This window comes from Haloarcula pelagica (assembly GCF_030127105.1).
GTDB classification, from domain to species: Archaea; Halobacteriota; Halobacteria; order Halobacteriales; family Haloarculaceae; genus Haloarcula; species Haloarcula pelagica.
This window is the reverse complement of the sequence record NZ_CP126161.1, coordinates 1,531,339-1,554,316: the sequence shown is the minus strand read 5'-3', so window position 1 is coordinate 1,554,316 and position 22,978 is coordinate 1,531,339. Positions and strand designations below refer to the sequence as shown.

Below are 22,978 nucleotides of genomic sequence, written 5' to 3'. Positions count from 1 at the left end.
TCGTGTTCACAGACAGGGCAGTTCGTGGTAGCCCCGTCTACGGCCGTCCCACAATGTCGACACTCACATAGCAGTTCCTGGCTTCTGAGTAGCCCTCGAAGCCACCCCATCACGCCGACTCTCCCGTAACCCGGCGTCGGTGTGTGTCTGCATCCAAACGGTGTGGTGATACTCCGCCCGTCCGGGCGTACTCGTTCAAAATCGCTCCACACGCCCTACAGGAAATTTCCCCGCCCTCGACGAGAATTCCCCCTGTACATCGTGGACAGGTATGCGCAGTAATTTTGTTCCCAGTGTCTTCGTCGACGTTTCGGCCAGTGATGCTGTCTTGTTGATTCATGGGTTCAGCGAGACACATCGAAGATGTGCCCCGCACCCCACAGGGGCACAATATACACGCAGGCGAAGCGGCCAGCAATCCACACACTGGCTCACAACCGCCGTCTACGGCCGTGTGTGAACGAATCCGAGTGTGTAGACATATCGGGATGGCTGGCTTCGCTAAACTCGACATGAAGGTGTCATGAAGGGGTCATGAACTATTCGAACGGGAGAGTTTCAGGCGAACGACAACGAAGTAGCTGCGACACTGGCCTACGAATTGCAAAACGTGCGGGCCGTCGGACACACCATCATTGACTGCTCTCAGTGGCCTCGATGATGTCGATATCCATCAGTTGGTGGAGTGGTGGCTTGTCAAAATTGGCTGTATCACAGGTGACAAACGTCGCACCACACTCGCGTGCAGTTGCGGCGTGGAGAAGGTCAGCCAGAGCAAGGCTGCAATCTTGCTTGGCAAGCGAATTCTCCAAGAGAACCGCCTCGATTGCGACACTCTCGGTCAGCGGTAAGACACGTTGTATCCGTTGGGTAAGTGCATGTTGGTGCTGGTGGACCGCAGACTGTGAGGAGTAGTACCGGAGGTACTCAAACATCACCGTGGCCGGTATCACCCATGGTTCGGATGCATTGTCTTTTAGATAACCGATTACGTTGGTGTCCGGGTCCGGACGTGCGAATTTCGCGACGACACTGTTGTCTAGGCACAACATCGTCAGCGACGGCTGTTCTCTTCGAGCGACTCGGACAACTCCTCGTGTGTCTGTGTCATATGTTCTCCAATTCCCTCATCCGCGAACCCGGCCATCGCTTCAACGTCGTCCGGTGTCCGCGTCACCGCTAACCGGTCCAGTAGCTCGTCAAACGTCTCATCATCGCGTTTCACCGCCTCAAGCTTCTGCTTTGTCTCCTCAGAGATACGAATGGATGTGCTCATGCGAATACATTGTATGCAGGGCGTAGTAGATGTTACGCCTGTCTTCTGACTGGCCGATTCAACAGCTACGACTCAGCGCCCTCGACTCACCTGCCCTTCCTGCCGAGAAATATAGCCACGTTCTTCGATGTCATCTGCAGCCTCCCTGCAAAGCGACATAAGAACGAGCTCTGGCACACCCTGTGTCGCCTGTCTCACAAGCCATTGTTCAAGTCCTCTCTCTCTGCCCCATTAACCTCGCCATCCAAGTCCATCACTCACCCTCCGGCGTTTTGATGATGAGTTCCGAGCGGTCATCAGCCCACCGAGAAAGCATTGCTGTGAGATACTCCCGTGCCTCCCTCGGAGAGAACACCTCTCGATCACAGAGGTCTCCGACCACCCGTTTCAACGCTCGAAACTCACCTTGGGCGTACCCATCACCGACTGGCTCGCCGTTGTACCACCGCACGGTCCTGAGTGCGCCATTACCGATGGTCGGCTCTCCGGAGATTCGCTGGCAGTCATATTGTAACCCAAACCAGTGCGTGCGATAGGCTGTTACCTCGAAGTCACTATCAACGACGTACAGCGCCTCGTGATGCAGATAGTCCAGGTACTCCGTAAGCACTGATTCAAGCGAGATGGCAAGCGCCAGTGGATCGTGATCAATGTCTGTTGGAGCTACTCCAGACTCTCCAACTAATCGACTCACCGTTTCATCGTCGTACGATTCAATGAGCGCCTCGAAGAGGCGCTGGGCGTTCTCACTTGCTTCCTCGCCACCGAAGGGTGTCTCCCGAGTGACTTGACGTTTCAACCGGAGGTGCAATCCACCCCAGTGGGTGTAATGGATGTTGTACAGACTGTCGGGTCGTTCGTATGCAATGAGTGCTCTGTGTCCCATATCGAATCTGCGAGACTGGAATGCCCCGCACCCCTCAGGGGCGAAAATATACGCTGTGTTGTACCCAGACACCGCCACATTCGGCGTAGACGGCCACAGCGGATGTGTGTGAGTGTGCAAAGATTGTTCGGGTGTCGTCATGTCGGCGCTGATTTCGGACTCGAAAACACGGGAACTGATCGTCACGCTGGAGCCAACATTGGTGACTCCGGAGGTGGTCCACGACGAAATCAGGTCTTACGAAGACCTCATCGTGGAAAAGCCTGGGATGGAAAGAGACCGAGTACAGCAGTTTATCGAGCTGCTGTTTTCGTATATTGAGACGGTTCCAGCCAGTGCTTTCTATCAGCATATCGGCGAAGCAGAGGATAAACTGGGCGAAACCGACCCGGATGATGTGCTCTACCTAGCCTGTGCACTCGGGACTGAGGCCAGCATCTGGAGTGATGACAGAGACTTTGAAGACCAGGATCTTGTTCCTGTATTCACCACTAGTGACGTGATTGACTCCTTCGATACGCTCTGAAAGGCTCTACTCTGCACATACTCGAAAAAAGAAAGCCGCCCTTTGGCCTATTCGTCCGAGTCTTCAAGCACGGTCAGTTGTGACCGGCCAGTGAGTGCAACTGACACCTGTCCCTGATACCAGCTTTTTGCCACGCTTCGTATCCGCACACACTCGCCTTCTCGAACTTTCGGTTGGCTGGATTTTCGCCACACTGTGAACTTGACCGTGCCCGTCTCGTCCTCCAGCAAGCCCACTTGAGCTATTGCACTGTGTGATGGCTCCCACAGCGTGACTACTTCACCCTCTATGTCCACCGCTGAACGATCCACCTCACCAACCACCCCAATTGGAATCACCTGTCCGGGTGCTTTGCTGAGCACCTCGAAGATCGTCAGTACCGCTTCCATCATATCAACGCCCTCGACCACCCGCTGTGCCACCAACCGACTGATTGCCGCCCGTGACCACCCCGGTAGCTCGCCTGCTACCCGTGCCGCTTCACGATTCACCTCGCCCAACTGCGCCCGTTCTAATTGTGCTCTTGGGTCCTCCCTGTCCGGGTCTGCCCACGGATTCACGCTTCCTGCTCGCTTCGCAAATGCGTCTCGCCGTTCGGCACTCCCGCGTTGTGCCACCCTTCGAGTTCTTGCTTCTCGATCCGACTCCTGCCCTCTATCGTATCGCTGGTGAGTCCGCCTAATTTCTGCCTCTCTTGCCGCCAGGCGTTCCTCTGCTTCGAGTGTGAGTCCCGTGGTTTGTGCATCCGGGTGATTCGTATCCACCTTCGCCTGGATTTCTTGTCTGACCGAGGGTCGTCCCTCGAACGTGTCTGTGACGACGTCTGCCTCGAATTCCGTCTCGACCACGTCCGCTTGCACATCGAGATCGACTGTTTTAGCGCCCTGTTCTTCCGAAAACTTACCACTGTGTACGTTCTTACCGGATATTGGAGTTCCTACTCCGAAGGCGCTCACCGCGCCGACAACCGCGACTCCACTCGCGGTTTTTCATCACACAACTTCTAACAGAGACGTCACAACTGTGCGCCGCTCGCGCCTTCGTGAGCGCCCATAGGGCGCGAGCGGCGCACCCGTAGTCCAGAACAACCAGCGACGCGCGCCGAGTGGCCGGTGCGAGCGGCCAGGGGAGTTAGTCTGGTGGCGAGTGAAACGAGCCATCCGACTAACCCGCTGGCACCGAAGAGGTGAGCGATGCGGGGACCGACTGGAACGGAGGTCCCCGGTACACCGGCCAGAAGAGGCGAGCGGGGCGGGCCTGGCGTGTCCCGTTCAAACCACGCCTGAGAGCTCGCACAACCACCGTGGGTGGGAATGAAAGGGGCCGGCCGCTCCGGGAAGACGGCCGACGTAAGCACTGGAACGAACGTAGTGAGTGAAGCGCGCAGCGAGGCCCTCGACTGGAGCGGTCGGGGGCTTTCAAGAACTCTAACCGCCTGCAAGAACCACTACCTCGACACTCCATACTTACGAAGACCCACTCTACGCCCACCCGTCCTGCTCACAACAGTACTACGGCAAACAGAAAATAAATAAGCAGACTCAACCCGTCCTGAAGCGCAGTCGCAAGTGGGCCACTCCCAAGGGCAGGATCAACACCCACGACGATGAACCCAATCGGGATGAGCGATGCCAGTGCTGTCGCGACTGTACTCGAGACGAACAACGACAACCCGACGACCAGACCTATCGAGACTGACCCACCAATACCGACGGCTCCAATCCCACCAAGGATACCCAACACGCCCCCGACCACAACACCCACTCCCAACTCCCGTCTGAGATAGATCCCATACTCAACCTCACGCAGCGCAAACGCCCTGATCGCAATCGCTTCTGATTGTGTCCCCACGGAATCAGCAATGTAGGCAATGACGGGCAGGAAAAACGCGAGTGCAATCGTCTCACGCATCGTTGCTTCGAACTGACTCGAAACCACACTGAGGCACAACCCGGCCACCAGGCCAAACAGTAACCACGGAATCCGACTGACGACTGCATCACGAACACGCTCCGAAGCGATGTCGCCGATGGGCTCGCCAGTGTGGCGAACCCCTGCTTTGTGCAGCACGTCTTCGAGATGTTCCTGATGCATGGTGTCGATGATGGACTGGGCGGTGACGGCCCCGACGAATTATCCATCACCCTCGACAACTGGGAGTTCCGTTCGGTCTGTCTCAATAGCCATCAAAACGGCTTCTTCCCGGTCAGCAGTGGGATGCAATACTGCACTGGCTGGTTCCATCACAGCCCCAACAGACGTCGCGTTCATCGACTGCAGCAAGTCGGTGGTATCGAGATAGCCAACGAGTGTCCGTGCTTCGCCCACAGTCTCACAGACGTAGATCGTCGCCGTGCTGTCCCACGCCTTCCCACGCAGCTGTGCACGGACCGCAGACGGCGTCGCCTCGGGCTGGCAGGTGGGAACTGTCGTGGATGTTATTCCCCCGATTGTGGTTTCGTCCGTGGTGAGTGACATATGGGGTACTGACACACGCTGGTCGGATAACGGCGCTCACCGGGTACGAGTGCATCCGTATGAGTGCCCGTTGCTCCAAGAATCAACGCTCGTGATATTGCTCATTTTAGCACACACTCAGCCAACTGGGACTGGCCCCATCATTGAGAGCGCTCTGTCTAGTCTTGAATCTTCACACACGCCCCTAGAGCCCGCAAGAAGGGGGTTAGTGGGTATTGCGTAGCGTGTGTGAACGGACTGTTTCGACGTAGAGTGCTGAATCGCAGATTCGAGAGATTGCACAGAGAGCGCGTCTGGTGCGCGGATATGGCTGATTCACGGAGGCACATCTGGGTGTGAGATGGGAAATCTGCAGAGGAATAGATAGCCAACGCGAAAACCGCAAGACGGCGAGCGTGTGTGAGAGTGTGGGGCCACGATGTGACAAAGAGAGATGGTGTCGATGTCTCGGTATGCAGCCAGCGAATCAGCACACTGGAGGTCCAACGTACCTGTCTATGGGCGAATCCCCTCTTCGATGGCCCCCGCAGGGGACGGCGACGGTCTCTACACACACTTTTCGAATATTCGCTATACAACCCTTCTTGCGGCTGAATTCGACAGGTGTGAAAACTAGCCGAAACAGGGGACACTACCGAGAGGTCGAAAATACGCCTTTCTGCTAGTGGTGTCTACTGTGAGTAATCCCTCTCGGGCGGCCGCGCGATGACCTACGTCCCGGCGATCCGCCACCACCCGACCAACAAGGTCGCCATGACCGGCTACCAGGTCGAGGGGACGCCCGGCCGCTCGCTACTGGAGACCGGTAGCACCGAACTGGACGGCCGTGTGATGCCCGTCAGCGCCCAGGTCGAGCAGTACGACTTCTCGGCCCACGCCGACCGTGAAGGGCTCCTGTCGTTCCTGTCGTCCTACCGGGACACCCCAGTGATCGTCAACCACGACGACCGCTGTGGGGCCTTCGCCGAGGAACTCCGGGCGGACGGCTACGATGCGCAGGCGCCCGACCTCGGTGCCGTGATTCCCTGTTGAAACAGGAAACCCGTCACGGGCCAGTACCCCGACCCTGGCCCGTCCCGTGCAGTATCGACACCGAGTCCATCGGGCGTGTGGTTTTATACAGTACGGGACACTCAAATGACATGAGTGGGGACGACGATGATCCACAACGCCCGCCATCGCCGCGCCTCCCGTGGCACTGAACGGCAGACGAACCCTGGACGGGACAATGCCCACTGAAGTGGCGTCGGGCGCCGACTGCGACGTGCCGGTCGCACATCTCGCCGCCTTCGTCCTCGTGACCCTCGCCGTGAGTGGCGGGGTCGCTGCCGCGACGATCGTCGAGACGGTGTCGAGCGTGACGACGATCCCGATCATGCTTGCGCCCGCACTGCTGGCCATCGTTCTCCGGCAGATCCAGGGCTACTCCGTCCGGCGAACGGTCGTCGGGTCGCTCCGCGGGGCGACCGCCAGGTCGGTGGCGTTCGCGGTCGGCTTTCCAGTCGCCTTCATCGCGCTCGCTGCCGTTGTTGCGCTCTCGACGGGGCTCGGGACGTACAACCCGGGTGGCGGCGAATTCAGCTACGTCGGGCCAGTGGTCCTCTTCCCGGTGTTCTTGCTCTTCGCGGGGATCCTTAGCTACGGGGAGGAACTGGGCCGGCGGGGGTATCTCCTGCCGGCACTCACCGAGCGAGTCGGCCCGATCGTGGCCACCGTCATCGTGGGTATCGTCTGGGCGCTGTATCACTTCCCGGCGCTGTACTTCGGCGCACGGGCGACCGGTCTCGGCGACCCGGTGACGACCGCGGTCATCCAGATGGGGGCGGTGCTGGCCGTCGCCGCGTTCCCGTTCTCGTACGCCTATTACCTCTCGGAGGGGAGTGTCCTCCCACCGGTGGTACTCCACCTGACGTGGAACCTCCTCAACCCGTTCGTGCTCGGGAACGTCTATACGAACGTCGAGGGGTTCATCGCTGGACAGGTGATTTTGATCAGCGGCGAAGGGCTACTCGGACTGGCTATCGGCATCCCGACGCTTGCCGTGGTCGCGCTCCTCATCCGCCAGCGACGGTTCTTCGGGACAGCGCCCCGCCCCGAGGGGTAGTCCGTCCCCATCCCGAGTTCGCGACGGGCTCTCGGTCCGTTCTCGATACCTACCGGGACACCCCGGTGATCGTCAACTACGGCGACCGCTGTGAGGACTTCGCGACGGAACTGCGCGCGGACGGGTACGACGCGAGCGCGCCGTCCCTCGGCGACACGGTTTCCCTCTAGTCCCGCTCTTTGAGCCACTCGTCGAGCAGGTCACGGACCGCCGCGTCGCGGTTCTCGCGGTGGTCTTTGAACGCCTTCTCGTCGATCGCGTCCAGCAACTCCTCGTCGAGTTCGAGTTCGACCGCTTCCAGGTCGAGGTGCGCCTCGCTCATCGGGTTCGATGGGACGAGCCCGACCCGTTTATACTCTCGTCAGACGGGCGTCGGCCACCGGTGTGACGGGTCAGTGCAGCGTCCCGTCGCGGGCTTCGACATCGGCCGCAAAGAGGGCGTAGCCAACCTCGTCCACCCGGAACCCCGTTTCGGCGGCGATCTCACGGATCGGCTCGATCATCGTCACGTAATCCGCGGCGTCGAAGCTCTCCTTGCGCCCGTCGAGATAGTCCAGGCGGTCCAGCGAGGCCCACACGCGGGTGTCGACGACGGCGTGGCACTCGGGGTCCAGCGCGGTCACCACCGCCGAGGCCGTCGGTGCTTTGAACCCGGCGAGCCCGGAGAGGAGTTGGAGCTTCGAGAAGTCCCCGGCGACCGCGACGACGTTCTCGGTCACCTCCCGACAGCGGTCTTCGGGGTTTTTCTCGACGTGGTAGGCGCTGCGGGTCGAACTCGCGTAGGCGATGTCGTACAACTGCTGGCGGGTGAGATACCCCTGCTCGCGGTAGCTCTGGCCCACCTCATCGAGCCAGGCGGGGTCCAGTCCCTGCGTGTCGGCGTAGTCGGCAAGCGCCGACCGGACGTACTCCGTCAGGTCCATGGCCGACGGTCGGTGGCGCTCCCCGGTGAACGTTCCGTTCGGGCGAAACCCCTTCGTCGGACCCCGGCCAACCGCCGGCATGGACCGGACACACCTCGACTTCGATCGCTACTTCGAGGTCGTCATGGAGACCGACGAGGCACAGGTCGCCGAGATGACCGTCGACCCCGGACGGGCCGTCGGCGGGCCGGAGAACTACCACACCGACAGCGACCAGTGGCTGTTCGTCGTCTCGGGGACCGGCGTCGTCACGGTCGACGGCACGGACCAGCGCATCGAACCGGGTGACCTGCTGCGGATTGAGGCGGGCGAGCGCCACGGTATCGAGAACGACGGCGACGAGCCCCTGGAGACGCTGAACGTCTACACGCCCCCGCGATAGCCGCCGCCGTCGCTCGACACGGCTCGCCCGCGCCGACCGACAGGGGTGGTCCCGCCCGAGCGCGGACGGCACCGTTTTTTGTCGTCCGGGAGCTACCGCCGACGATGTCATCACTCCGGTCGCTGCTGGTGCCCCACGGGTACGACGCGGTCGCGGCGTGGGCCGTCACGCTCGGCCTGGTCGCCGCGGTCGGACAGTTCCTGGCGTCGGGTGAACCGGACTGGGCGGTGTTTACGGCCCTGCTGGTCGCCGTCGCCGTCGTCGTCCCGGCGGCGACGAGGGACCCAGCTATCACGATCCCGGCCGAACTGCTCGCCGTCGCCGCCCTTCCGGTGGCCGTCCGGGCGGCCGGCGCGCTCCCACAGGCGACGCCGTTCGTCGCCGCGGCCGCGCTCGCCTTGCTCGTCGCCGTCGTGCTGGACGCGTTCACCTCGCTCTCGATGACCCCGCGGTTCGGAGCCGTCTTCGTCGTCGTCACGACGATGGCCGCCGCCGGCGTGTGGGCGGTCGGGGCGTGGGCCGCCGACACGCTCGCCGGGACCGCCTTCGTCGCCGGCAAGACCGAACTGATGTGGGATCTGGTCGTCGCCACCGCGGTCGGCGTCGGCGCGGGGCTCGTCCTCGACGGCTACTTCCACGTCTCGGACCGGATCGACCGGCTCCGGGACGCCGTCGGCGGGGGCGTCGACACCGACGACACCGGCCGGGACCTCCCCGGCGAGTCGCGCCACCACACGGTGGCCGTCCGGGCGCTCCAACTGCTACTTGCCGCCATCGCCGCGGTCGCCGTACTCCGGGGCGAGACGACACTCGTGGTCAACAGCGCCGGGCCGCTGGCGATCACCTTCCTGCCCGCGCTGTTCCGCCGGGAGTACGACTACGCGATGGACACCGGCCTCGTCCTGTGGATCACGCTGGCGGCGACGCTACACGCCGTCGGCGCGTTCGGCCTCTACGAGGCGGTGGGGTGGTACGACAGCCTGGCCCACACGCTGTCGGCCAGCATCGTCGCCGGCGTCGGCTACGCCCTGGCCCGGAGCGTGGAGGGCCACACCCACGCGGTGACGTTCACCCCGGGGTTCCGGGCCGTCTTCGTCGTCCTGTTCGTGCTGGCGGTCGGCGTCGGCTGGGAGATCCTGGAGTTCGCAAGCAGCGGGCTCGCGACGCTGGTCGGCGGCGATGCGGTGCTGGCCCAGTACGGCACGACCGACATCGTCAACGACCTCGTGTTCAACACGGTCGGGGCCGTCCTCGTGGCCGTCTGGGCCAGTTCCCACTTCGAGGGCATCGCCGAGCGGCTGACCGGCAGCGTCGACGTGCTGGTCCGGGGCGGGGACTGAGCCGCCTAGGCGCTGTCACCCGGTCGTCGGCTACTCCACGCCGGCCCGTTCGTCCTCGGGGTCCTGGATGTCGCCGACGAGTTCCTCTAAGGTGTCGGTGACGGTGACGACGCCGACGACCTCGCCGCCCTCCATGACCAGAGCCAGTTCCTGTCGCTCGGCCTGGAACCGGTCGATGGCGTCGCTGACGGTCGTGTCGGCGGCCATCGTCATCGGTGGCGACGCGACCGCTTCGAGGTCGACGCCGTCGAGGAGGCCGGTGTCCTCGGCCAGGTCCTCGCGCTTTCGGACCAGCGCGGGGACGTAGACGATCCCCAGGAACTCCTCGAAGTCCTCGCCGATCAGCGGGAATCGCGTGTGGGGCGTCTCGGCCAGTTTCCGGGCGTTCGTCTCGTCGTCGTCGGCCGTCGACAGCGCGACGATCTCCTCGCGGGGGACCATCACGTCACGGATCTGCTGGTCGCCGACCTGAAACGCCGCCAGGATCTCTTCGCGCCGTTCCTCGGGGAGGTCGCCGCGTTCGAGGATGGAACTGAGTTCGGTCCGCAACTCCGCGCGGGACTCGAAGCTCTCGACTTCGGTTTCGAGCCAGGCGCCGGACATCTCGACGCCGAACAGTCCCAGCGTCCACTTGGCGACGGTGTCGCCGACGGAGATCAGCGGCGAGATGAGCTTCGCGAACCAGTACAGCGGGGCCGCGCCGTGCCGGCAGACGAACCGCGAGCGCTCGACGCCCAGGTAGGTCGGGGTCTGCTCGCCGTGGGTCAGGTGGACGAGGTTGATGATGACGAAGGCGATGGCCGCGCCGAGCCCGACGCCGGCCAGCCGGGAGCCCTCGAACAGCGGCGCGAAGATGGCCGCCAGCGCGGGCTCGGCGACGATCCCGACCGCGATCGAGGAGGCGGTGATCCCCACCTGACAGCTCGTCAGGTAGATCTCCAGATCGTTGGTCATCTCCCAGGCACGTTCCAGAGCCGCACTGCCGTCGACGAACTCGTCCTCGGTGAACTGGCGGGCACGGGTCAGCGCGAACTCGATGGCGACGAAGAAGCCGTTCGCGAGGATGAGTGCGATCCCGGCCAGTAGTCTGGCGGCGATCTCGACTGTCGGCATGGAGTGGGCGGCCGTGGCTGTTTGCATGGGCTGGGCGGCCGTACTCGACGGGCGGTGTAAAAACGTGGGGCTACGCGCTCACGTCGAACTCGACGCCGGTCAGCTCCTCGGAGACGCTCCACAGCTCCGCGGCGTCGTCCTCGTCCCGGGAGGCCTCGTTTGACTGCTGGAACTCCGGGGCACCGCGCATCCCCAGCAGGCCGTCTGGACCGACGTACTCGCCGCCGATGATCCCGTCGGCCGTCGCGGCGTACAGCATCGGCAACGCACCCTGCTTGGCGGACTGCCCCAGCAGTGCGTTGGCGACTTTCATCCCGGCCAGTCGGACGTTCGACCCCATCTCCTGTGGCCCCCGGAACTGGAGGTTCGTGTCCGCGTACCCCGGATGGCAGGCCACGCTGCGGACATCGTCGACGCCGTTGTCGTCGATCCGGTCCTGGAGTTCGTAGGCGAACAGGAGGTTCGCCAGTTTGCTCCGGCCGTAGGCCGCCCACCTCCCGTAGGAACGCTCGGACATGAGATCCGAGAAGTCCATCTCGCCCATCTCGTGAGCGCCGCTGGACTGGGTGACGACCCGCGCCTCGCCGTCGCTGGCCCGTAGCGCCGGCCAGAGGCGGGCGGTCAGGGCGAAGTGTCCGAGGTGGTTCACCCCCAGTTGCGTCTCGAAGCCGTCCTCGGTCTCCTGGCGGGGAATCGCCATCACGCCGGCGTTGTTACAGAGGATGTCGACGCCGCCGTACTCGTCCCGGACGCCCTCCGTGAACCCCGCGACGCTGGACAGCGACGCCAGATCACACTGCCGGACATCGAGGTCGGCGTCGGCGATCGACCGCCGGATCTCCGCGGCGGCGTCCTCGCCCCGGTCGACGCTCCGGCAGGCCATCACGACCGTCGCGCCCTTGCGGGCGAACGCTTTGGTTCCCTCGAAGCCGAGTCCACTGTTGGCGCCTGTCACCACGACGGTATCCCCGTCGAGCGACGGCATCTCCGCGACTGACCAGTCTCCCATCACCCCCGCTAGTGGCTCGACCTACAGAAGGGCATCGCCACTGCCTTTTCCCGTCGAGCCCCTACGGTCGCCCATGAGTGCCACCGCGATCACGGTCTACACGCGCGAGAACTGCGATCTCTGTGAGGAAGCCATCGACACGATCGAACGCGTGGCCGCGGAGACGGAGACGGCGGTCGATCTGGAACTGGTCGATGTTGACGAGGACCCCGAGCTACAGGACGAATACGGCGAGAAAGTCCCCCACGTCCTCGTCGACGGGTCGCCCGCGTTCACCTACGTCGTCCGGGAAGACGACCTGCGCGAGCGACTGGCCTGACGACGACGCTCACGCATCGCCGACGAGTCGCTGTCGCGCTTGCTCGGCCCGCGTCTCGGTCGCGTAGGTCAGCCTGAGTCGGCCGTCCCACTCGCCGTTCGCGATGTCGGTCGCCAGTTCCGGTGCGATGTCGTAGCGCCGGTCTGCCTCGGCGTGGACCAGTTCGAACTCGCCCGGCGACTCGGTGACGCCGGCCGACCGGAACGTCTCGGCTACGTCCCGACGGGCCGTGTCGGCGAGCGTGACGGTGAAGCCCGGCGCGTTCCGCCGGAGTTCGACGGGACCGACCGACTCGATAGCCGCGCCGGTAAACAGCACCTGCTCCGTCTCGGGGCCCTGCAGGCGGACGGTGAAGCGCTCGGTTGCCGCCGACGCGGGGGTGTCCTGCCCGTTCTCGGTTTCCGTGGAGCCGCCGGCCGACGGTGCCCCGTCCGAACCGACGACGTTACAGCCCGCGACGGCACTCGCGGCCGCCACGCCGGCGAGCCCGAGGACGCTCCGTCTATCGAGGGGCATATTTCTCGATGACAGACGGCGGGAAATATAGCTGTCCCCTTCCGATCAGGCTAGTCGGCGTTACCGACGCTCGTGACCCCGTTCGACGGCCGCTCCCAGTTCCCGCGTCGCCGTCTGTGGGTCCTCGGCGCCCGTGATGGCGGTGATGACGGCCACGCCGTCGGCCCCCGCCGCGGCCACGTCGGCGGCGTTGTCGGCGGTGATCCCGCCGATACCGACCACCGGGATGTCGACGGCCGTGGCGATCTCGGCGAGGCGGTCGGTGCCGATGGCGTACTCGTCGTCTTCGATGTCGTCCTTCGAGCCGGTGGCGTACACCGCCCCCACGCCCAGGTAGTCCGCGCCGGCCCGCTCGGCCTCGCGAGCGTCCTCGACGAACGAGACCGACCGGCCGACGACGGCGTCCTCGCCCAGCAGTCCGCGGGCGACCGGCACCGGCAGGTCCGAGTCGCCCAGGTGGACGCCGTCTGCGTCGACCGCCTGGGCGATGTCGACCCTGTCGTTGACGACGAAGGTGACGCCGGCCTCGCGGGTCAGCGTCCGGAGCCGTCGCCCCAGTTCGTAGCGCTCGCGGGCCGAACGGTCCTTCTCGCGCAGTTGGACGACGCCCACACCGCCCGCGATGGCTTCCTCGACGATCGCTGTCGTCGTTCGGCCCGCGGACAGTGACGCCTGTGTCACCAGATACACGCCCCAGTCGACCATGACAGAGTGTCGAAGCCGCCGCCTGCTGAGTCTTGCGTTCGCGGCTCAGTTCGCGACCGTGCCGTCGGTCTCGCCGCTCTCCCTCACTGCCGGGGACAGCCGCCAGCCCGCGACGCCCGCGGCGACCAGCAACAGCCCGCCCAGAACGAGCAGGTACGGCTCGGCGCCGAAGACGATCCGCCCGGCCGGGTCACCGATCGGGAGGACGCCCGTGTAGATGCCGCTTGCGGGGTCGCCGAGGTGGTGAAGGACCGCACGGATCGGATAGAACAGGACGATCCCACCGATCAGCGCCGGGATCGCGGCCGCCTGGCGCCACCGCGTCGCCAGCGCCGCCCCGACCAGCCCGACGCCGGACAGCCGTGCGAGCAGTCGCTCCTCGTGGTTGAGCGAGTGGAGCAAGCGGGGCTGCCCAGGGGACCGTCCCCATCTCGTGTCGATCGTGAACTCGTACATCGGTCTGGCGTGCAGTAACTCCGTGTGGATCCCGACGAGGACTGTCAGCAGACCCGCGGCGGCGAGTCCGACCGGGAGGAACCGGGCTCGGTCCATGACGTACGGTACGTTACACTCGGTCGACAAAAGTGTTGCACCCGGCCCGAACGTTCCTATACCGGCGGGGCCTACCTCCGGTATGGTCCTCGGACTCACCCTCTCGTTCGTGGTCGGCCTGCTCGTCGGCGGGCTGGCGATCCACGTCGGCGCGTCCCTGATCGTCGGATCGAGCAGCTACAGTAAGGCGCTGATAACCGCCGCTGTCGCCTGGTTCGCGTGGGCGGTCGTCTCGCTGTTCGTCGGCTGGCTCCCGCTTTTGGGTCCGGTCGTTGGCCTGCTCGTCTACGTCGGCGTCATCAACGTCCAGTACGACGCCGGGTGGCTGAAAGCGGGCGCCGTCGCGTTCGTGGCGTGGGTGACCTCGTTGCTCGCGCTGGCCCTGCTCCGGACGCTCTCGCTGGGCGTCGAGGTCGTCGGCGTCCCCGGTGTGTAAGGACAAATAATTACACCACTGGCGCCCTCTTGGCGTCCATGTGGAACTTCCGCGTCACGACGATCTGGGGTATCCCGATCAAGGTCAACATCTCGTTGCTGATCTTCCTGCCGGTGCTGGCCTGGCTCATCTCAAGCACCGCACAGATCGAGGTGTATGCGGCGATCGTCTCCGGGCTCTCCGGGACACAACTGGATCTGGCCCGGTTGCAGGCCGGTTCGACGCCGTGGCTCATCGGCGCAGCGGCCGCGGTGGGGCTGTTCGCCAGCGTCGCCCTCCACGAACTGGGCCACTCCTACGCCGCGATGCGGTACGGCCTGGAGACCGAATCGATCACACTGTGGATCCTCGGTGGCCTGGCCAGTTTCAAGACCATGCCCCGGGAGTGGAACCGCGAGTTCTGGATCGCCGTCGCCGGCCCGATCACGAGCATCCTCGTCGGCCTGGCCTGCTACGGCGCCCTGCTGGCCCTGCCGGCCAGCGCCACTGTGACGCTCTTCGTCGTCGGCTGGCTGGCGGTCACGAACGTCGTCCTGGCGGTGTTCAACATGCTCCCGGCGTTCCCGATGGACGGCGGGCGCGTCCTACGGGCCTTGCTCGCTCGCAACCGGCCCTACGCCTCGGCGACCCGGATCGCCGCCCGCATCGGTACCGGCTTCGCCGTCCTCTTCGCCGTCGTGGGCGTGCTCTCCTTCTCGCCGCTCTTGCTCCTGCTCGCGCTGTTCATCTACGGGGCCGCGACCGGCGAGTCCCGCACGGTCGCGCTGGCGGACCTGCTGGCGGGGCTCACTGTCGGCGACGTGGCCCGGCCGGCGACGGCGACCATCGAGGCCGACGCCCGCGTCGAGGAACTCGTCGACCGGATGTTCGCCGACCGCACGACCGAGTTCACCGTCACCGACGGTGGCGAAGTCGTCGGTGTCGTCACCGTCCGTGACTTCCGTGCGCTCTCGCAGGCCGAACGGCAGGCCGACACCGTCGCGGACCTGATGGAAACCGACCTCCCGCGGTTCGAGGAGACGATGGAAGCGTTCGACGCGCTCGTGGCCTTAGACACCGGCGGCGCCAGTGCCGCGCTCGTCGACGGCCCCTCCGGAACCCGCGTCGTCTCCCGGGAGGACTTCAGTTCGGCCATGGAGATGCGCCGGCTCGTCGGCGAGTCCGGGCCGTTCTGAGTCACCCCTCGATCTCGCGGGTGACCGCCACGGAGCCCGACAGCTCCCGGCCGGCCGGCGGACCCAGGGTGATCGACTCCTCGTCGAACCGCCGTTTCACGCGCCGTCGGAAGTCCGACTCAACGTCGGCGACATCGCCGCGTGCGGGGTCGTCGATCCAGAACTCGGCGCGGATCCTGACGTTGTCCGGCCCGAGTTCGACGATCCGGGTCGTCGGCGGAGGGTCCGCGATGACTCGATCGTGGTTCGTCGCCGCCTGCTGGAGTTCGAGCAACGCCTGCTCCGTGTCCTCGTCGTAGGCGACGACGGCCTCCTCCGTGACCCGGTAGCTGTCGCGGCCGAACGGCCGGGTCAGGGCGTTTGTCGTCAGTTCCGTGTTCGGGACGGTGACCGTCTCGTTGTTGGGCGTCCTGATCCGTGTCACGCGGAAGTCGACCGCCTCGACGTGACCCTCGCCACCGGGCCAGCCGATCCAGTCGCCGACGTTGAAGTCGGGATCGGCGACCAGGAAGAGCCCGCTGATCAGCGAGCCAAAGACCTCCTGGCCGGCCACGCCCAGCGTGAACGTCAGGGCCGCGACCAGGATCGCCGAGTCGGTGGTCAACAGGAACCCCGCCTGCCCGGCGGCGACGAGCCCGAGAAACACCGCAATGCCGACGGCGGCGACCTGGAGGTACGTCTCCGTCGCACTGACGAGCGTCGGGTTGTTACGGTTTCGGCTCCGGACGATCCGGACGACCAGCGGAACGACGACCAGCCGCGCGAGCAGCGTGACCGCGACCGTGACGGCGACGAACGTCGCCACGTCCGACACCAGTTGACTGTACGGTTCGACGGCGGACCAGTCCGGTGGGGTGAGTTGCCAGCGCACGTCCCAACCTCACTGCCGGTCGACAAAAACCCGCGTCCGGGCGGTCGGACCGACCGGCTCGCTCGCGTCGCCTCTGGGTGATAGGAACGTTTTTGTTCCCGTTGTGACGAGATACTGATATGCTGCCCTCCCTCCAGCTAGGCGTTCCAGGCGGTGCCGAAATCGTCATCCTCCTGTTGATCTTCGGGATACTACTGGTCGTCCCGTTGATCGTCTCCGCGTTGATCTACCGGGACGCGAACGATCGAAACAGCAGCCACGCGCTCGCGTGGGCGAGTGGCTCGTTCTTCGGGGCGTTCCTCGGTGGGTTCTTCGGCGGCGTCGTCGTCTGGGCCCTCTATCTCGTCGTTCGCGACGAGATCGGGCCCGCGGGGCCGTGAAAACCGGCGCCCGATCGCCGTCCGGATCACACTGATTCTGGGGCCGTCGTGGGCTACCGGCGCAACCCTCGGAGCCGGTCGGCGCCGCCGGCCACGACGGCGACGACACCGACCAGTGTCAGCCCGAGGTGGAGCTCCCCGAACCAGAACGGCGTCCAGGGGGCGACCGACTGCAGGCTCACGAGCAGCAGCGACAGCCCGGGCACGCCGCCACCGCCCGCCTCCTCGATGTCGCCGTCTGCGGTGTAGCGCTGTGCGCCCACGCGCTCGCCCTCGGGGAGCCGCTCGGCCTCGTAAGCGATTGGCGTGTCGTCGGGGGTCTGACGGCTCCAGACGACCGTCCCGTTGGGCGTCACCTCGAAGATGCGCTTGTTCAGCGTGTCGGTCACGAGCGTGTTGCCGTTCTCCAGGCGGTCGGCGTCACGGGGCCAGTGCAGCGGGACGCCGCCGGCCCGCGAGAGCGTCCAGGCGGGCTCCCACTCGCCGTCGACCTTGTGGAGTTCGACCACGCGGTCGTTGTCCGAGTCCGCGACGAGGACGGCGTCGGGACCGAGCCACTGGGGGTTGTGCTGGTGGTTCAACACCGCGGGGTCGCCACAGCGGATGTCGCCGTCGCCGTCGAAGTCTTTGAGCTGGGAGTCTCTGACCATACAGCTGTCGTCGCTGCCGCCGTCGTCCTCGTTGACGACCTCGACGACGCCTTCGCCGCGCTCGACGAGGACCAACTGGTTCGCGTTGCGCACGGAGACGAGGTAGTGTGTCTCGTTGACCGCGTCGACATCGTTGATGTGGAGCCAGTCACGCCTGGTCACGTCCGGGGGCGCGTCGTAGAACTCCGAGGCGTTCCACTGCCAGGTGATCGCCCCGTCCCGGACGGTGAAGATCCGCTCGTGTTCCATGTCCGAGAGGAGATACTCGCCCGAATCGAGCCGCTCGACATCGTGGGTCTCGCTGTTCGTGGCGTAGCGGACGGGGAAGGCGAACTCCTCGACGGTTGCGGGGCCGCCCTCCGCGTCGGGGTCGATGATCCGGTAGCCGGTCTTCGTACAGGGCGGGTCGTAGGGCGCACACCCCTCCTCGTACCCGGAGTGCATGAACCCAGCCATCACCCGGCCGTCCGGCAGTCGTGTCACGTCGAAGTAGCTGTCGGCGTCGTCGATTCGCCAGGTGATCTCGCTGCCGGTGAGCAGGTAGACGCTCCCGTCGGCGTGCCAGCCGGTGTCGCCTCCCTGGGAACCGACGAGTGTCTGCTGCTGTGAGCCGTCGCCGACGTTCGTGTCGGGGGCGGTCGCGGCGCCGACCGCGACCGTCCCGAGGACGAGGACGAGGCCGACGACGATCAGGGCGGTACTGCGTATGCCACGGTCCATCACGCCACTCTCCGCCGACGGCGAAAAAAAGCCTTCCGAGACCGACCGTCGGTAGCTACAAACCCCGTGGGAACACATCCAGGGACACATGCAGTCCGGGTTCGTCGAGTGGTTCGCCGATATCGTCGGCACAGACCCGCTCCTGGCGGGACTCGTCGGCGGCGTGGTCATCGCCACGTTGAACCTTCTGGGCGCGTCGCTGGTGTTGGTCTGGCGCAACCCCTCCCAGCAGGCGATGGATACGGCGCTTGGCGGTGCCGCCGGCGTGATGCTCGCTGCGGCGTTTACGAGTCTCATCATCCCGGGCATCGAGGAGTACTCCGCGGGGAACCCGGTCCCGACGCTGATCGGTGTCGGCCTGGGCGCGCTATTTCTCGACCAGGGCGATCGCCTCGTCCCGCACGCCCACTACCTCCTGACCGGGAGTCGTCGGACCGACGCCGCCGAACCGAGCGAGTCGGTCCCGGTCGTCGACGAGCGCCTGGCCGGCGTCGTCCTGTTCGTCCTCGCGATCACGCTCCACAACATGCCCGAAGGGTTGGCGGTCGGCGTCGGCTTCGGCGCCGCCGGCGGCGATCCGGCCAGACTCGGCAGCGCCCTCTCGCTGATGCTCGCCATCGGTATCCAGAACATCCCCGAGGGGCTGGCGGTGTCGGTCGCGGCGATCAACGCCGGCCTCGACCGGCGGGCCTACGCGGTCTTTGCCGGCGTTCGAGCGGGCGTCGTCGAGATTCCGCTGGCGGTGCTTGGTGCCGTCGCCGTCAGTTTCGTCGAACCGCTTCTCCCCTACGCGATGGGGTTTGCCGCCGGCGCGATGCTGTTTGTCATCTCCGACGAGATCATCCCCGAGACCCACACGAGCGGCCACGAGCGGGTGGCGACGCTCGGGCTGATGGTCGGCGTGATCGTGATGTTGTACCTCGATATCTCGCTGGCCGGCTGATACGCTGCGGTGTCAGCCGTCGTACGGCCAGTTGGGGTCTCTGGGCTGTCCGTCGGGCGCTTCGCAGTCCGCGACGGCCTCGGGCGTACACGCCCCGTGTTCGCGGAAGTTCTCGCGGGCGGTCGACAGCGAGACGTGGTTGGTGTCGCTGACGTACTCCTCATCGCTGAACTGCAACGGATCGTCGAGCCAGTGACAGACCGGACAGACCTCGTACGAGCCGGGCTGGCCCTCGGGGAGCGTCTTGTACCCACAACACGGGCAATAGCCCAGTTCGCGCGCGGCGGGGTTGCCGGGTGTGTCGGTCGACATGCGCCGTGGTATGTGTGGTCACACCAAAGAACTGTCGACCGTTCACTCCGCCTGTGCGTCCTCGACCTTGCCGGCGTATCGCTCCAGTTCCCCGGCCAGTTCACGGGCCTGTGCGGCCGAGAGGGTCACTTTGTCGGCGTGGGGCTCGACCGCGTCGAGGTCGGTGTTGTCCATCTCCAACTGGAGTTCGACGTGGTCGGGGTCTTTCCGCGGTGCCGTGACGTTCAACACCGCGAGCGCGTCCTCGTCGAAGCCGTGGCCCTCGACGGTACCGTCGAGCAGGTCGAAGGTCGTGTACGCGTTGACCTTCAGGATGCGGTCTACCATACCCTCCGTTCGGCCCTGGCTGGCAAAACCCCTGTGTTGGGCGGTCGTCGCCGGCCCCGTCACTCCGGTGGCTCGAACCCCACGAGGGCGGCGTCCTCGCGCGCTCGCTCGATGGCGGCGTCGAGATCGAACTCCCGGACGAGGTCGCCGTCCCGAACGAGCGGCTCCATGAGCGACTCGGCGTCCGCGGGGGCGTCCCGGTCGGCCAGCCCGACGTGGTGGCCGCCGTCGGGGGTGCGGTAGACGCTCTTCGTCCCGGTGAGCTTCCCGCGCTTTGCCGCCGGGTCGCCGTCGACCTCGACGATGTCCAGCGCGAAGTCCAGCGGCTCGGCGTTCGAGACGTAGCTGCCGACGCCGAAGCCGTCGGCCACGTCACGCAGGTCCCGCAGTTCCGCGGGACCGAGCCCACCGGAGACGAAGATGTCGACATCTTCGTGGCCGTAGGCGTCGAGCGTCCAGCGGACCTCCCTGACGATGTGTCGGAAGTCCCCGCGCCGGGAGCCGGTCGTATCCAGGCGTACCCCGTCTAACTCCTCGACGGCCTCGGCCGCCCGCAGCGCCTCGTCGACCTCGTCGCTGTAGGTGTCGGTCAGGGCGATGCGGGGCGTCTCCTCGGGGACGGCCTCGTCGAAGGCCTGCCAGGCGGCTTCCTGGTTCCCACGGCCGAAACAGATGAGTAGCGCGTGGGGCATCGTCCCGCCGGCCGCCCGACCGAGCACGTCGCCGGCCGCGACGTTGGAGAACCCGTCGAGCCCGCCCAGCAGCGCCGACCGCTCGACCATCGCCCCCAGCGACGGGTGGACGTGCCGAGATCCGAAAGACAGCACCGTCGAGTCGGGCGCGGCGTGTCTGGCCGCCAGCGCCCGGGTGGCGACGCCGGTCGGGTGCGAGAGGAAACCCAGCAGGGCGGTCTCCAGCCGGCAGAACTCCCGGTAGGATCCCTCGATGCGCATGACCGGACCGCCGTCGAACAGCTGTCCCTCCGGGAGCGCGTCGACATCGACCGCCCGATCGGCCAGCAGCCTGGCGGCGTCGGGAACCCCGGCGAGCAGGTCCCAGCGCCCCGTCGCGAACTGGCTGGCGGTCACCTCCGCGACCACGTCGGGGTTTCTGCCCGCGTGTTCGAGGGCCTCCATCGTCCGGTCGAAGTACGCGTCCGTCGCCCGTCCCGAGTGGATCGCCTCGGGAGAGACGATGTCGAAATCGTCCGTCATACCCCGCCTTCGGACGGACTCCGGAAAAAGAACCACGGTCGGGCCCGGAGAGCCCGCTATCGCTCGGCGGCCGTCGGGGCCACGTCGAGGGCGTCGACGAGCGCCTCGCTGAGTGTGCTCTTCCGGTGGTTCACCTGCAGGTGGACGTAGAGGTCCTGTTCTCCGTATTCGCCGCGATCACACAGGGGACACGTCGTTGTCGCGTCGGGACGGTCGGCGGCCGTGGGGTCGGACAGTGCGGACATCTACGCGTGACGTGACACCGAGTCTATAAGAACGTGTGTATGTGGGCTACTGACTGGTCTGCTGACATCATGTGTCTATTGAGACGCCTTCCCCGGACTCGTCGCCCGTCGATCGGTCGGCTCGGGGCAGGGTGAGGGTCACGACGGTGCCGCGTGGCTCGTTCTCGGCGAAGTCGAGCGAGCCACCGAGGTTCCGGAGGATCCAGCTGACCTCCCACAGCCCCAGTCCGCTCGTGTGTTCGAGCTGTGAGCGGTCGCGTTCGTCCTGGAGGAGCTCGGCCTCACGCTGTGGGATTCCGGGGCCGTCGTCGGCGATCCGCAGCGTGACGTACTCGCCGTCGTCGGTGGTCCCGGCGGTGATCTCGACGGTCGGGTCGGGGTCGTCGTTGTGGACGACGGCGTTCTCAAGCACGTTCCCGATGGCGACCGGAACCGCGTCGTTGACCCTGACCGGCGGGACCGCGCCCAGGTCGACGGTCACCGACACGTCGGGGTGGTCGTCGCGGAGCGCCTCGACCTGCTCGGCGACCATGGTCGACAGCGTCTCGGTGTAGGAGTCGTACTCGCCCGAGACGACCCGTTCGACCTCGCGGGTCTGCTCGCTGATCCGCTGGAGGTCGCTGATGGCCGTCTGTATCCGCTTGGCGAGCGACTCCCGGTCGCCGTCGAGGTCCGCTTCGAGCACCTCTGCGGTGCCGTAGGCGACATCCATCCGGTTGCGGATGTCGTGACGGAGCGTCCGGGAGAGGACCTGGAGCCGCTCCCGGCGCTGGTTCCGGTCGGTCACGTCGACGTAGTAGGCGTACTCCTCTTCGGGGTTGTCGTCGGCAGCCGGCGCGGTCACCCGGACGAACTCCCGCTGGCCGTAGTCGGTGTCGAGCGTGACCTCCATCTCTGTCCAGTCGAGGTCGCTGTCGCTGGTCTGTGGCGCGACCGACTGTTCGGTGCCGTCGACCCGTTCTGGCTCCTCGTCCGGCGGCCGCAGCGCCGCCCGGAGGTCCCGGCCGGCCAGTTCCGCCTCGGTGAACCCGAACACTTCCTCGAACGCCGGGTTCGCCATCTCCAGGCGGGGCTCCTCGTCCTCGAAGCGGACGGCGATCACCGGGTTCGGGACGTTCTCGAACAGCGCCGCGAACTTGTCGCGCTGGCGCTCGACCGCGCGACGCTGGTCGATCCGCTCGGCGTCGTACCGACCGAGTCCCAGCCCCGCAAGTAGCGTCAGCCCGCCCGCGGCGACCACGACCAGAAACGGCTTGAACTGTGACTGCAGCGACTGCGTCCCGACGACGACCGCCAACACGACGAGCGTCGCGGCGGCCGCGACCCCGAACCACCGCCCCATCTGCCGGACCTGGAGGTCGGTTGCGGCCCGCCACAGCCAGACGGCACTCCAGCACAGCGCCAGGCTGATCGACAGCGACAGCGAGTTCTCGACCAGCGTGGTCCACAGCGGGTCGCCCTGCCGGACCGCGTCGACGTAGATGTCACTCGCGCCCAGCGACGCGACGGCGAGGCCGCTCGCCCCGACGATCCCGCTGGTGCCGAGCCGACGTGTTCCTGTTTTCACGCCCTCAGC

General features: G+C 65.7%; 29 protein-coding genes and 2 pseudogenes. 11 read left to right on the top strand and 20 right to left on the bottom strand.

What is annotated here, in order from left to right; genetic code table 11:
* Nucleotides 1-632: 632 nt before the first annotated feature.
* The 3 genes from P1L40_RS23500 to P1L40_RS08165 all read right to left on the bottom strand — a co-directional run bounded on the left by P1L40_RS23500 (nt 633) and on the right by P1L40_RS08165 (nt 2,162).
* Entirely contained in the window at nt 633-1,052 is a 420-nt protein-coding gene (locus P1L40_RS23500; protein ID WP_419181195.1) for a PIN domain-containing protein, read from the bottom strand.
* 2 nt (nt 1,053-1,054) lie between these two features.
* Entirely contained in the window at nt 1,055-1,276 is a 222-nt protein-coding gene (locus P1L40_RS08170) for a DUF7557 family protein (RefSeq protein ID WP_284010828.1), read from the bottom strand.
* Nucleotides 1,277-1,529: 253 nt separating this feature from the next.
* Complete coding sequence (locus tag P1L40_RS08165) at nt 1,530-2,162, bottom strand: DUF6735 family protein (RefSeq protein WP_284010827.1); 633 nt, start codon at nt 2,160-2,162, stop codon at nt 1,530-1,532.
* Between the two features lie 139 nt (nt 2,163-2,301).
* On the opposite strand from P1L40_RS08165, the gene P1L40_RS08160 reads away from it, so the two are divergent.
* Nucleotides 2,302-2,688: a PIN domain-containing protein gene (locus tag P1L40_RS08160; RefSeq protein ID WP_284010826.1), complete on the top strand. Its 387-nt coding sequence runs from the start codon at nt 2,302-2,304 to the stop codon at nt 2,686-2,688.
* Between the two features lie 47 nt (nt 2,689-2,735).
* On the opposite strand, the gene P1L40_RS08155 is transcribed toward P1L40_RS08160, so the two are convergent.
* From P1L40_RS08155 to P1L40_RS08145, 3 genes are all read right to left on the bottom strand, one after another.
* Nucleotides 2,736-3,617 (bottom strand): DNA-binding protein, encoded by an 882-nt coding sequence (locus P1L40_RS08155; RefSeq protein ID WP_379775836.1) that lies wholly within the window; start codon nt 3,615-3,617, stop codon nt 2,736-2,738.
* 571 nt (nt 3,618-4,188) lie between these two features.
* Nucleotides 4,189-4,782 carry a magnesium transporter gene (locus tag P1L40_RS08150; protein ID WP_284010824.1) on the bottom strand — a complete coding sequence of 198 codons (594 nt, stop codon included), beginning with the start codon at nt 4,780-4,782 and terminating at the stop codon, nt 4,189-4,191.
* 39 nt (nt 4,783-4,821) lie between these two features.
* Nucleotides 4,822-5,166, bottom strand: a complete 345-nt coding sequence (locus tag P1L40_RS08145; RefSeq protein WP_284010823.1) for a CBS domain-containing protein — start codon at nt 5,164-5,166, stop codon at nt 4,822-4,824.
* 687 nt (nt 5,167-5,853) lie between these two features.
* Here P1L40_RS08145 and P1L40_RS08140 point away from each other — a divergent pair.
* From P1L40_RS08140 to P1L40_RS08130, 3 genes and pseudogenes are all read left to right on the top strand, one after another.
* Nucleotides 5,854-6,198 (top strand): annotated as a pseudogene (locus P1L40_RS08140) (MBL fold metallo-hydrolase RNA specificity domain-containing protein); the annotation flags it as partial.
* A gap of 196 nt (nt 6,199-6,394) precedes the next feature.
* A complete protein-coding gene (locus P1L40_RS08135; RefSeq protein ID WP_284010822.1) occupies nt 6,395-7,270 on the top strand; it encodes a CPBP family intramembrane glutamic endopeptidase in 876 nt (291 codons plus the stop codon).
* Between the two features lie 41 nt (nt 7,271-7,311).
* Nucleotides 7,312-7,440: pseudogene (locus tag P1L40_RS08130) on the top strand (MBL fold metallo-hydrolase); the annotation flags it as partial.
* Here P1L40_RS08130 and P1L40_RS08125 read toward each other — a convergent pair.
* Both P1L40_RS08125 and P1L40_RS08120 read right to left on the bottom strand, forming a co-directional pair.
* A complete protein-coding gene (locus P1L40_RS08125; protein WP_284010821.1) occupies nt 7,437-7,592 on the bottom strand; it encodes a ribbon-helix-helix protein, CopG family in 156 nt (51 codons plus the stop codon). The pseudogene P1L40_RS08130 and the gene P1L40_RS08125 sit on opposite strands and share 4 nt — an antisense overlap.
* Before the next feature lie 70 nt (nt 7,593-7,662).
* Nucleotides 7,663-8,193, bottom strand: a complete 531-nt coding sequence (locus P1L40_RS08120) for a hypothetical protein (protein ID WP_284010820.1) — start codon at nt 8,191-8,193, stop codon at nt 7,663-7,665.
* A 79-nt stretch (nt 8,194-8,272) separates the two neighbouring features.
* Between P1L40_RS08120 and P1L40_RS08115 the strand changes: the two genes are divergently transcribed.
* Both P1L40_RS08115 and P1L40_RS08110 read left to right on the top strand, forming a co-directional pair.
* The gene (locus P1L40_RS08115) at nt 8,273-8,575 is read left to right on the top strand and encodes a cupin domain-containing protein (RefSeq protein ID WP_284010819.1); all 303 of its coding nucleotides are present in this window, start codon (nt 8,273-8,275) and stop codon (nt 8,573-8,575) included.
* 104 nt (nt 8,576-8,679) lie between these two features.
* The gene (locus P1L40_RS08110) at nt 8,680-9,915 is read left to right on the top strand and encodes a DUF2238 domain-containing protein (protein WP_284010818.1); all 1,236 of its coding nucleotides are present in this window, start codon (nt 8,680-8,682) and stop codon (nt 9,913-9,915) included.
* Between the two features lie 30 nt (nt 9,916-9,945).
* On the opposite strand, the gene P1L40_RS08105 is transcribed toward P1L40_RS08110, so the two are convergent.
* Nucleotides 9,946-11,028, bottom strand: a complete 1,083-nt coding sequence (locus tag P1L40_RS08105) for a CNNM domain-containing protein (protein ID WP_284011050.1) — start codon at nt 11,026-11,028, stop codon at nt 9,946-9,948.
* 70 nt (nt 11,029-11,098) lie between these two features.
* The gene (locus P1L40_RS08100; RefSeq protein ID WP_284010817.1) at nt 11,099-12,037 is read right to left on the bottom strand and encodes an oxidoreductase; all 939 of its coding nucleotides are present in this window, start codon (nt 12,035-12,037) and stop codon (nt 11,099-11,101) included.
* Nucleotides 12,038-12,110: 73 nt separating this feature from the next.
* Between P1L40_RS08100 and P1L40_RS08095 the strand changes: the two genes are divergently transcribed.
* Nucleotides 12,111-12,356, top strand: a complete 246-nt coding sequence (locus P1L40_RS08095; RefSeq protein WP_284010816.1) for a glutaredoxin family protein — start codon at nt 12,111-12,113, stop codon at nt 12,354-12,356.
* Between the two features lie 9 nt (nt 12,357-12,365).
* On the opposite strand, the gene P1L40_RS08090 is transcribed toward P1L40_RS08095, so the two are convergent.
* Genes P1L40_RS08090 through P1L40_RS08080 form a run of 3 tightly spaced genes read right to left on the bottom strand, consistent with a single transcriptional unit; the run spans nt 12,366 to nt 14,129 of the window.
* Nucleotides 12,366-12,872: a hypothetical protein gene (locus tag P1L40_RS08090; protein ID WP_284010815.1), complete on the bottom strand. Its 507-nt coding sequence runs from the start codon at nt 12,870-12,872 to the stop codon at nt 12,366-12,368.
* Nucleotides 12,873-12,932: 60 nt separating this feature from the next.
* Nucleotides 12,933-13,577, bottom strand: coding sequence for a thiamine phosphate synthase (gene thiE, locus P1L40_RS08085; protein ID WP_284010814.1), 645 nt, complete (start codon nt 13,575-13,577; stop codon nt 12,933-12,935).
* Nucleotides 13,578-13,622: 45 nt separating this feature from the next.
* Nucleotides 13,623-14,129, bottom strand: a complete 507-nt coding sequence (locus P1L40_RS08080) for a hypothetical protein (RefSeq protein WP_284010813.1) — start codon at nt 14,127-14,129, stop codon at nt 13,623-13,625.
* An 82-nt stretch (nt 14,130-14,211) separates the two neighbouring features.
* Here P1L40_RS08080 and P1L40_RS08075 point away from each other — a divergent pair, with 82 nt between their 5' ends.
* Nucleotides 14,212-14,565 carry a hypothetical protein gene (locus tag P1L40_RS08075; protein WP_284010812.1) on the top strand — a complete coding sequence of 118 codons (354 nt, stop codon included), beginning with the start codon at nt 14,212-14,214 and terminating at the stop codon, nt 14,563-14,565.
* Nucleotides 14,566-14,603: 38 nt separating this feature from the next.
* Nucleotides 14,604-15,740 (top strand): site-2 protease family protein, encoded by a 1,137-nt coding sequence (locus P1L40_RS08070; RefSeq protein ID WP_284010811.1) that lies wholly within the window; start codon nt 14,604-14,606, stop codon nt 15,738-15,740.
* A 1-nt stretch (nt 15,741) separates the two neighbouring features.
* Here the strand turns inward: P1L40_RS08070 and P1L40_RS08065 are convergent, their stop codons facing one another.
* Complete coding sequence (locus tag P1L40_RS08065; protein WP_284010810.1) at nt 15,742-16,611, bottom strand: mechanosensitive ion channel family protein; 870 nt, start codon at nt 16,609-16,611, stop codon at nt 15,742-15,744.
* Nucleotides 16,612-16,730: 119 nt separating this feature from the next.
* On the opposite strand from P1L40_RS08065, the gene P1L40_RS08060 reads away from it, so the two are divergent.
* The gene (locus P1L40_RS08060) at nt 16,731-16,991 is read left to right on the top strand and encodes a hypothetical protein (protein WP_284010809.1); all 261 of its coding nucleotides are present in this window, start codon (nt 16,731-16,733) and stop codon (nt 16,989-16,991) included.
* A 53-nt stretch (nt 16,992-17,044) separates the two neighbouring features.
* Here P1L40_RS08060 and P1L40_RS08055 read toward each other — a convergent pair whose 3' ends face one another.
* Nucleotides 17,045-18,361 carry an aryl-sulfate sulfotransferase gene (locus tag P1L40_RS08055; protein WP_284010808.1) on the bottom strand — a complete coding sequence of 439 codons (1,317 nt, stop codon included), beginning with the start codon at nt 18,359-18,361 and terminating at the stop codon, nt 17,045-17,047.
* Between the two features lie 88 nt (nt 18,362-18,449).
* Between P1L40_RS08055 and P1L40_RS08050 the strand changes: the two genes are divergently transcribed.
* Nucleotides 18,450-19,304: a ZIP family metal transporter gene (locus tag P1L40_RS08050; protein ID WP_284010807.1), complete on the top strand. Its 855-nt coding sequence runs from the start codon at nt 18,450-18,452 to the stop codon at nt 19,302-19,304.
* 12 nt (nt 19,305-19,316) lie between these two features.
* Here P1L40_RS08050 and P1L40_RS08045 read toward each other — a convergent pair whose 3' ends face one another.
* The 5 genes from P1L40_RS08045 to P1L40_RS08025 all read right to left on the bottom strand — a co-directional run bounded on the left by P1L40_RS08045 (nt 19,317) and on the right by P1L40_RS08025 (nt 22,969).
* Complete coding sequence (locus tag P1L40_RS08045; RefSeq protein ID WP_284010806.1) at nt 19,317-19,616, bottom strand: CPCC family cysteine-rich protein; 300 nt, start codon at nt 19,614-19,616, stop codon at nt 19,317-19,319.
* A gap of 42 nt (nt 19,617-19,658) precedes the next feature.
* Nucleotides 19,659-19,943: a DUF6360 family protein gene (locus P1L40_RS08040; RefSeq protein WP_284010805.1), complete on the bottom strand. Its 285-nt coding sequence runs from the start codon at nt 19,941-19,943 to the stop codon at nt 19,659-19,661.
* 59 nt (nt 19,944-20,002) lie between these two features.
* Nucleotides 20,003-21,157, bottom strand: a complete 1,155-nt coding sequence (locus P1L40_RS08035; protein ID WP_284010804.1) for a nicotinate phosphoribosyltransferase — start codon at nt 21,155-21,157, stop codon at nt 20,003-20,005.
* A 56-nt stretch (nt 21,158-21,213) separates the two neighbouring features.
* Nucleotides 21,214-21,402 (bottom strand): hypothetical protein, encoded by a 189-nt coding sequence (locus tag P1L40_RS08030; protein ID WP_284010803.1) that lies wholly within the window; start codon nt 21,400-21,402, stop codon nt 21,214-21,216.
* Between the two features lie 67 nt (nt 21,403-21,469).
* Nucleotides 21,470-22,969, bottom strand: coding sequence for a sensor histidine kinase (locus tag P1L40_RS08025; RefSeq protein ID WP_284010802.1), 1,500 nt, complete (start codon nt 22,967-22,969; stop codon nt 21,470-21,472).
* Between the last annotated feature and the right edge of the window lie 9 nt (nt 22,970-22,978).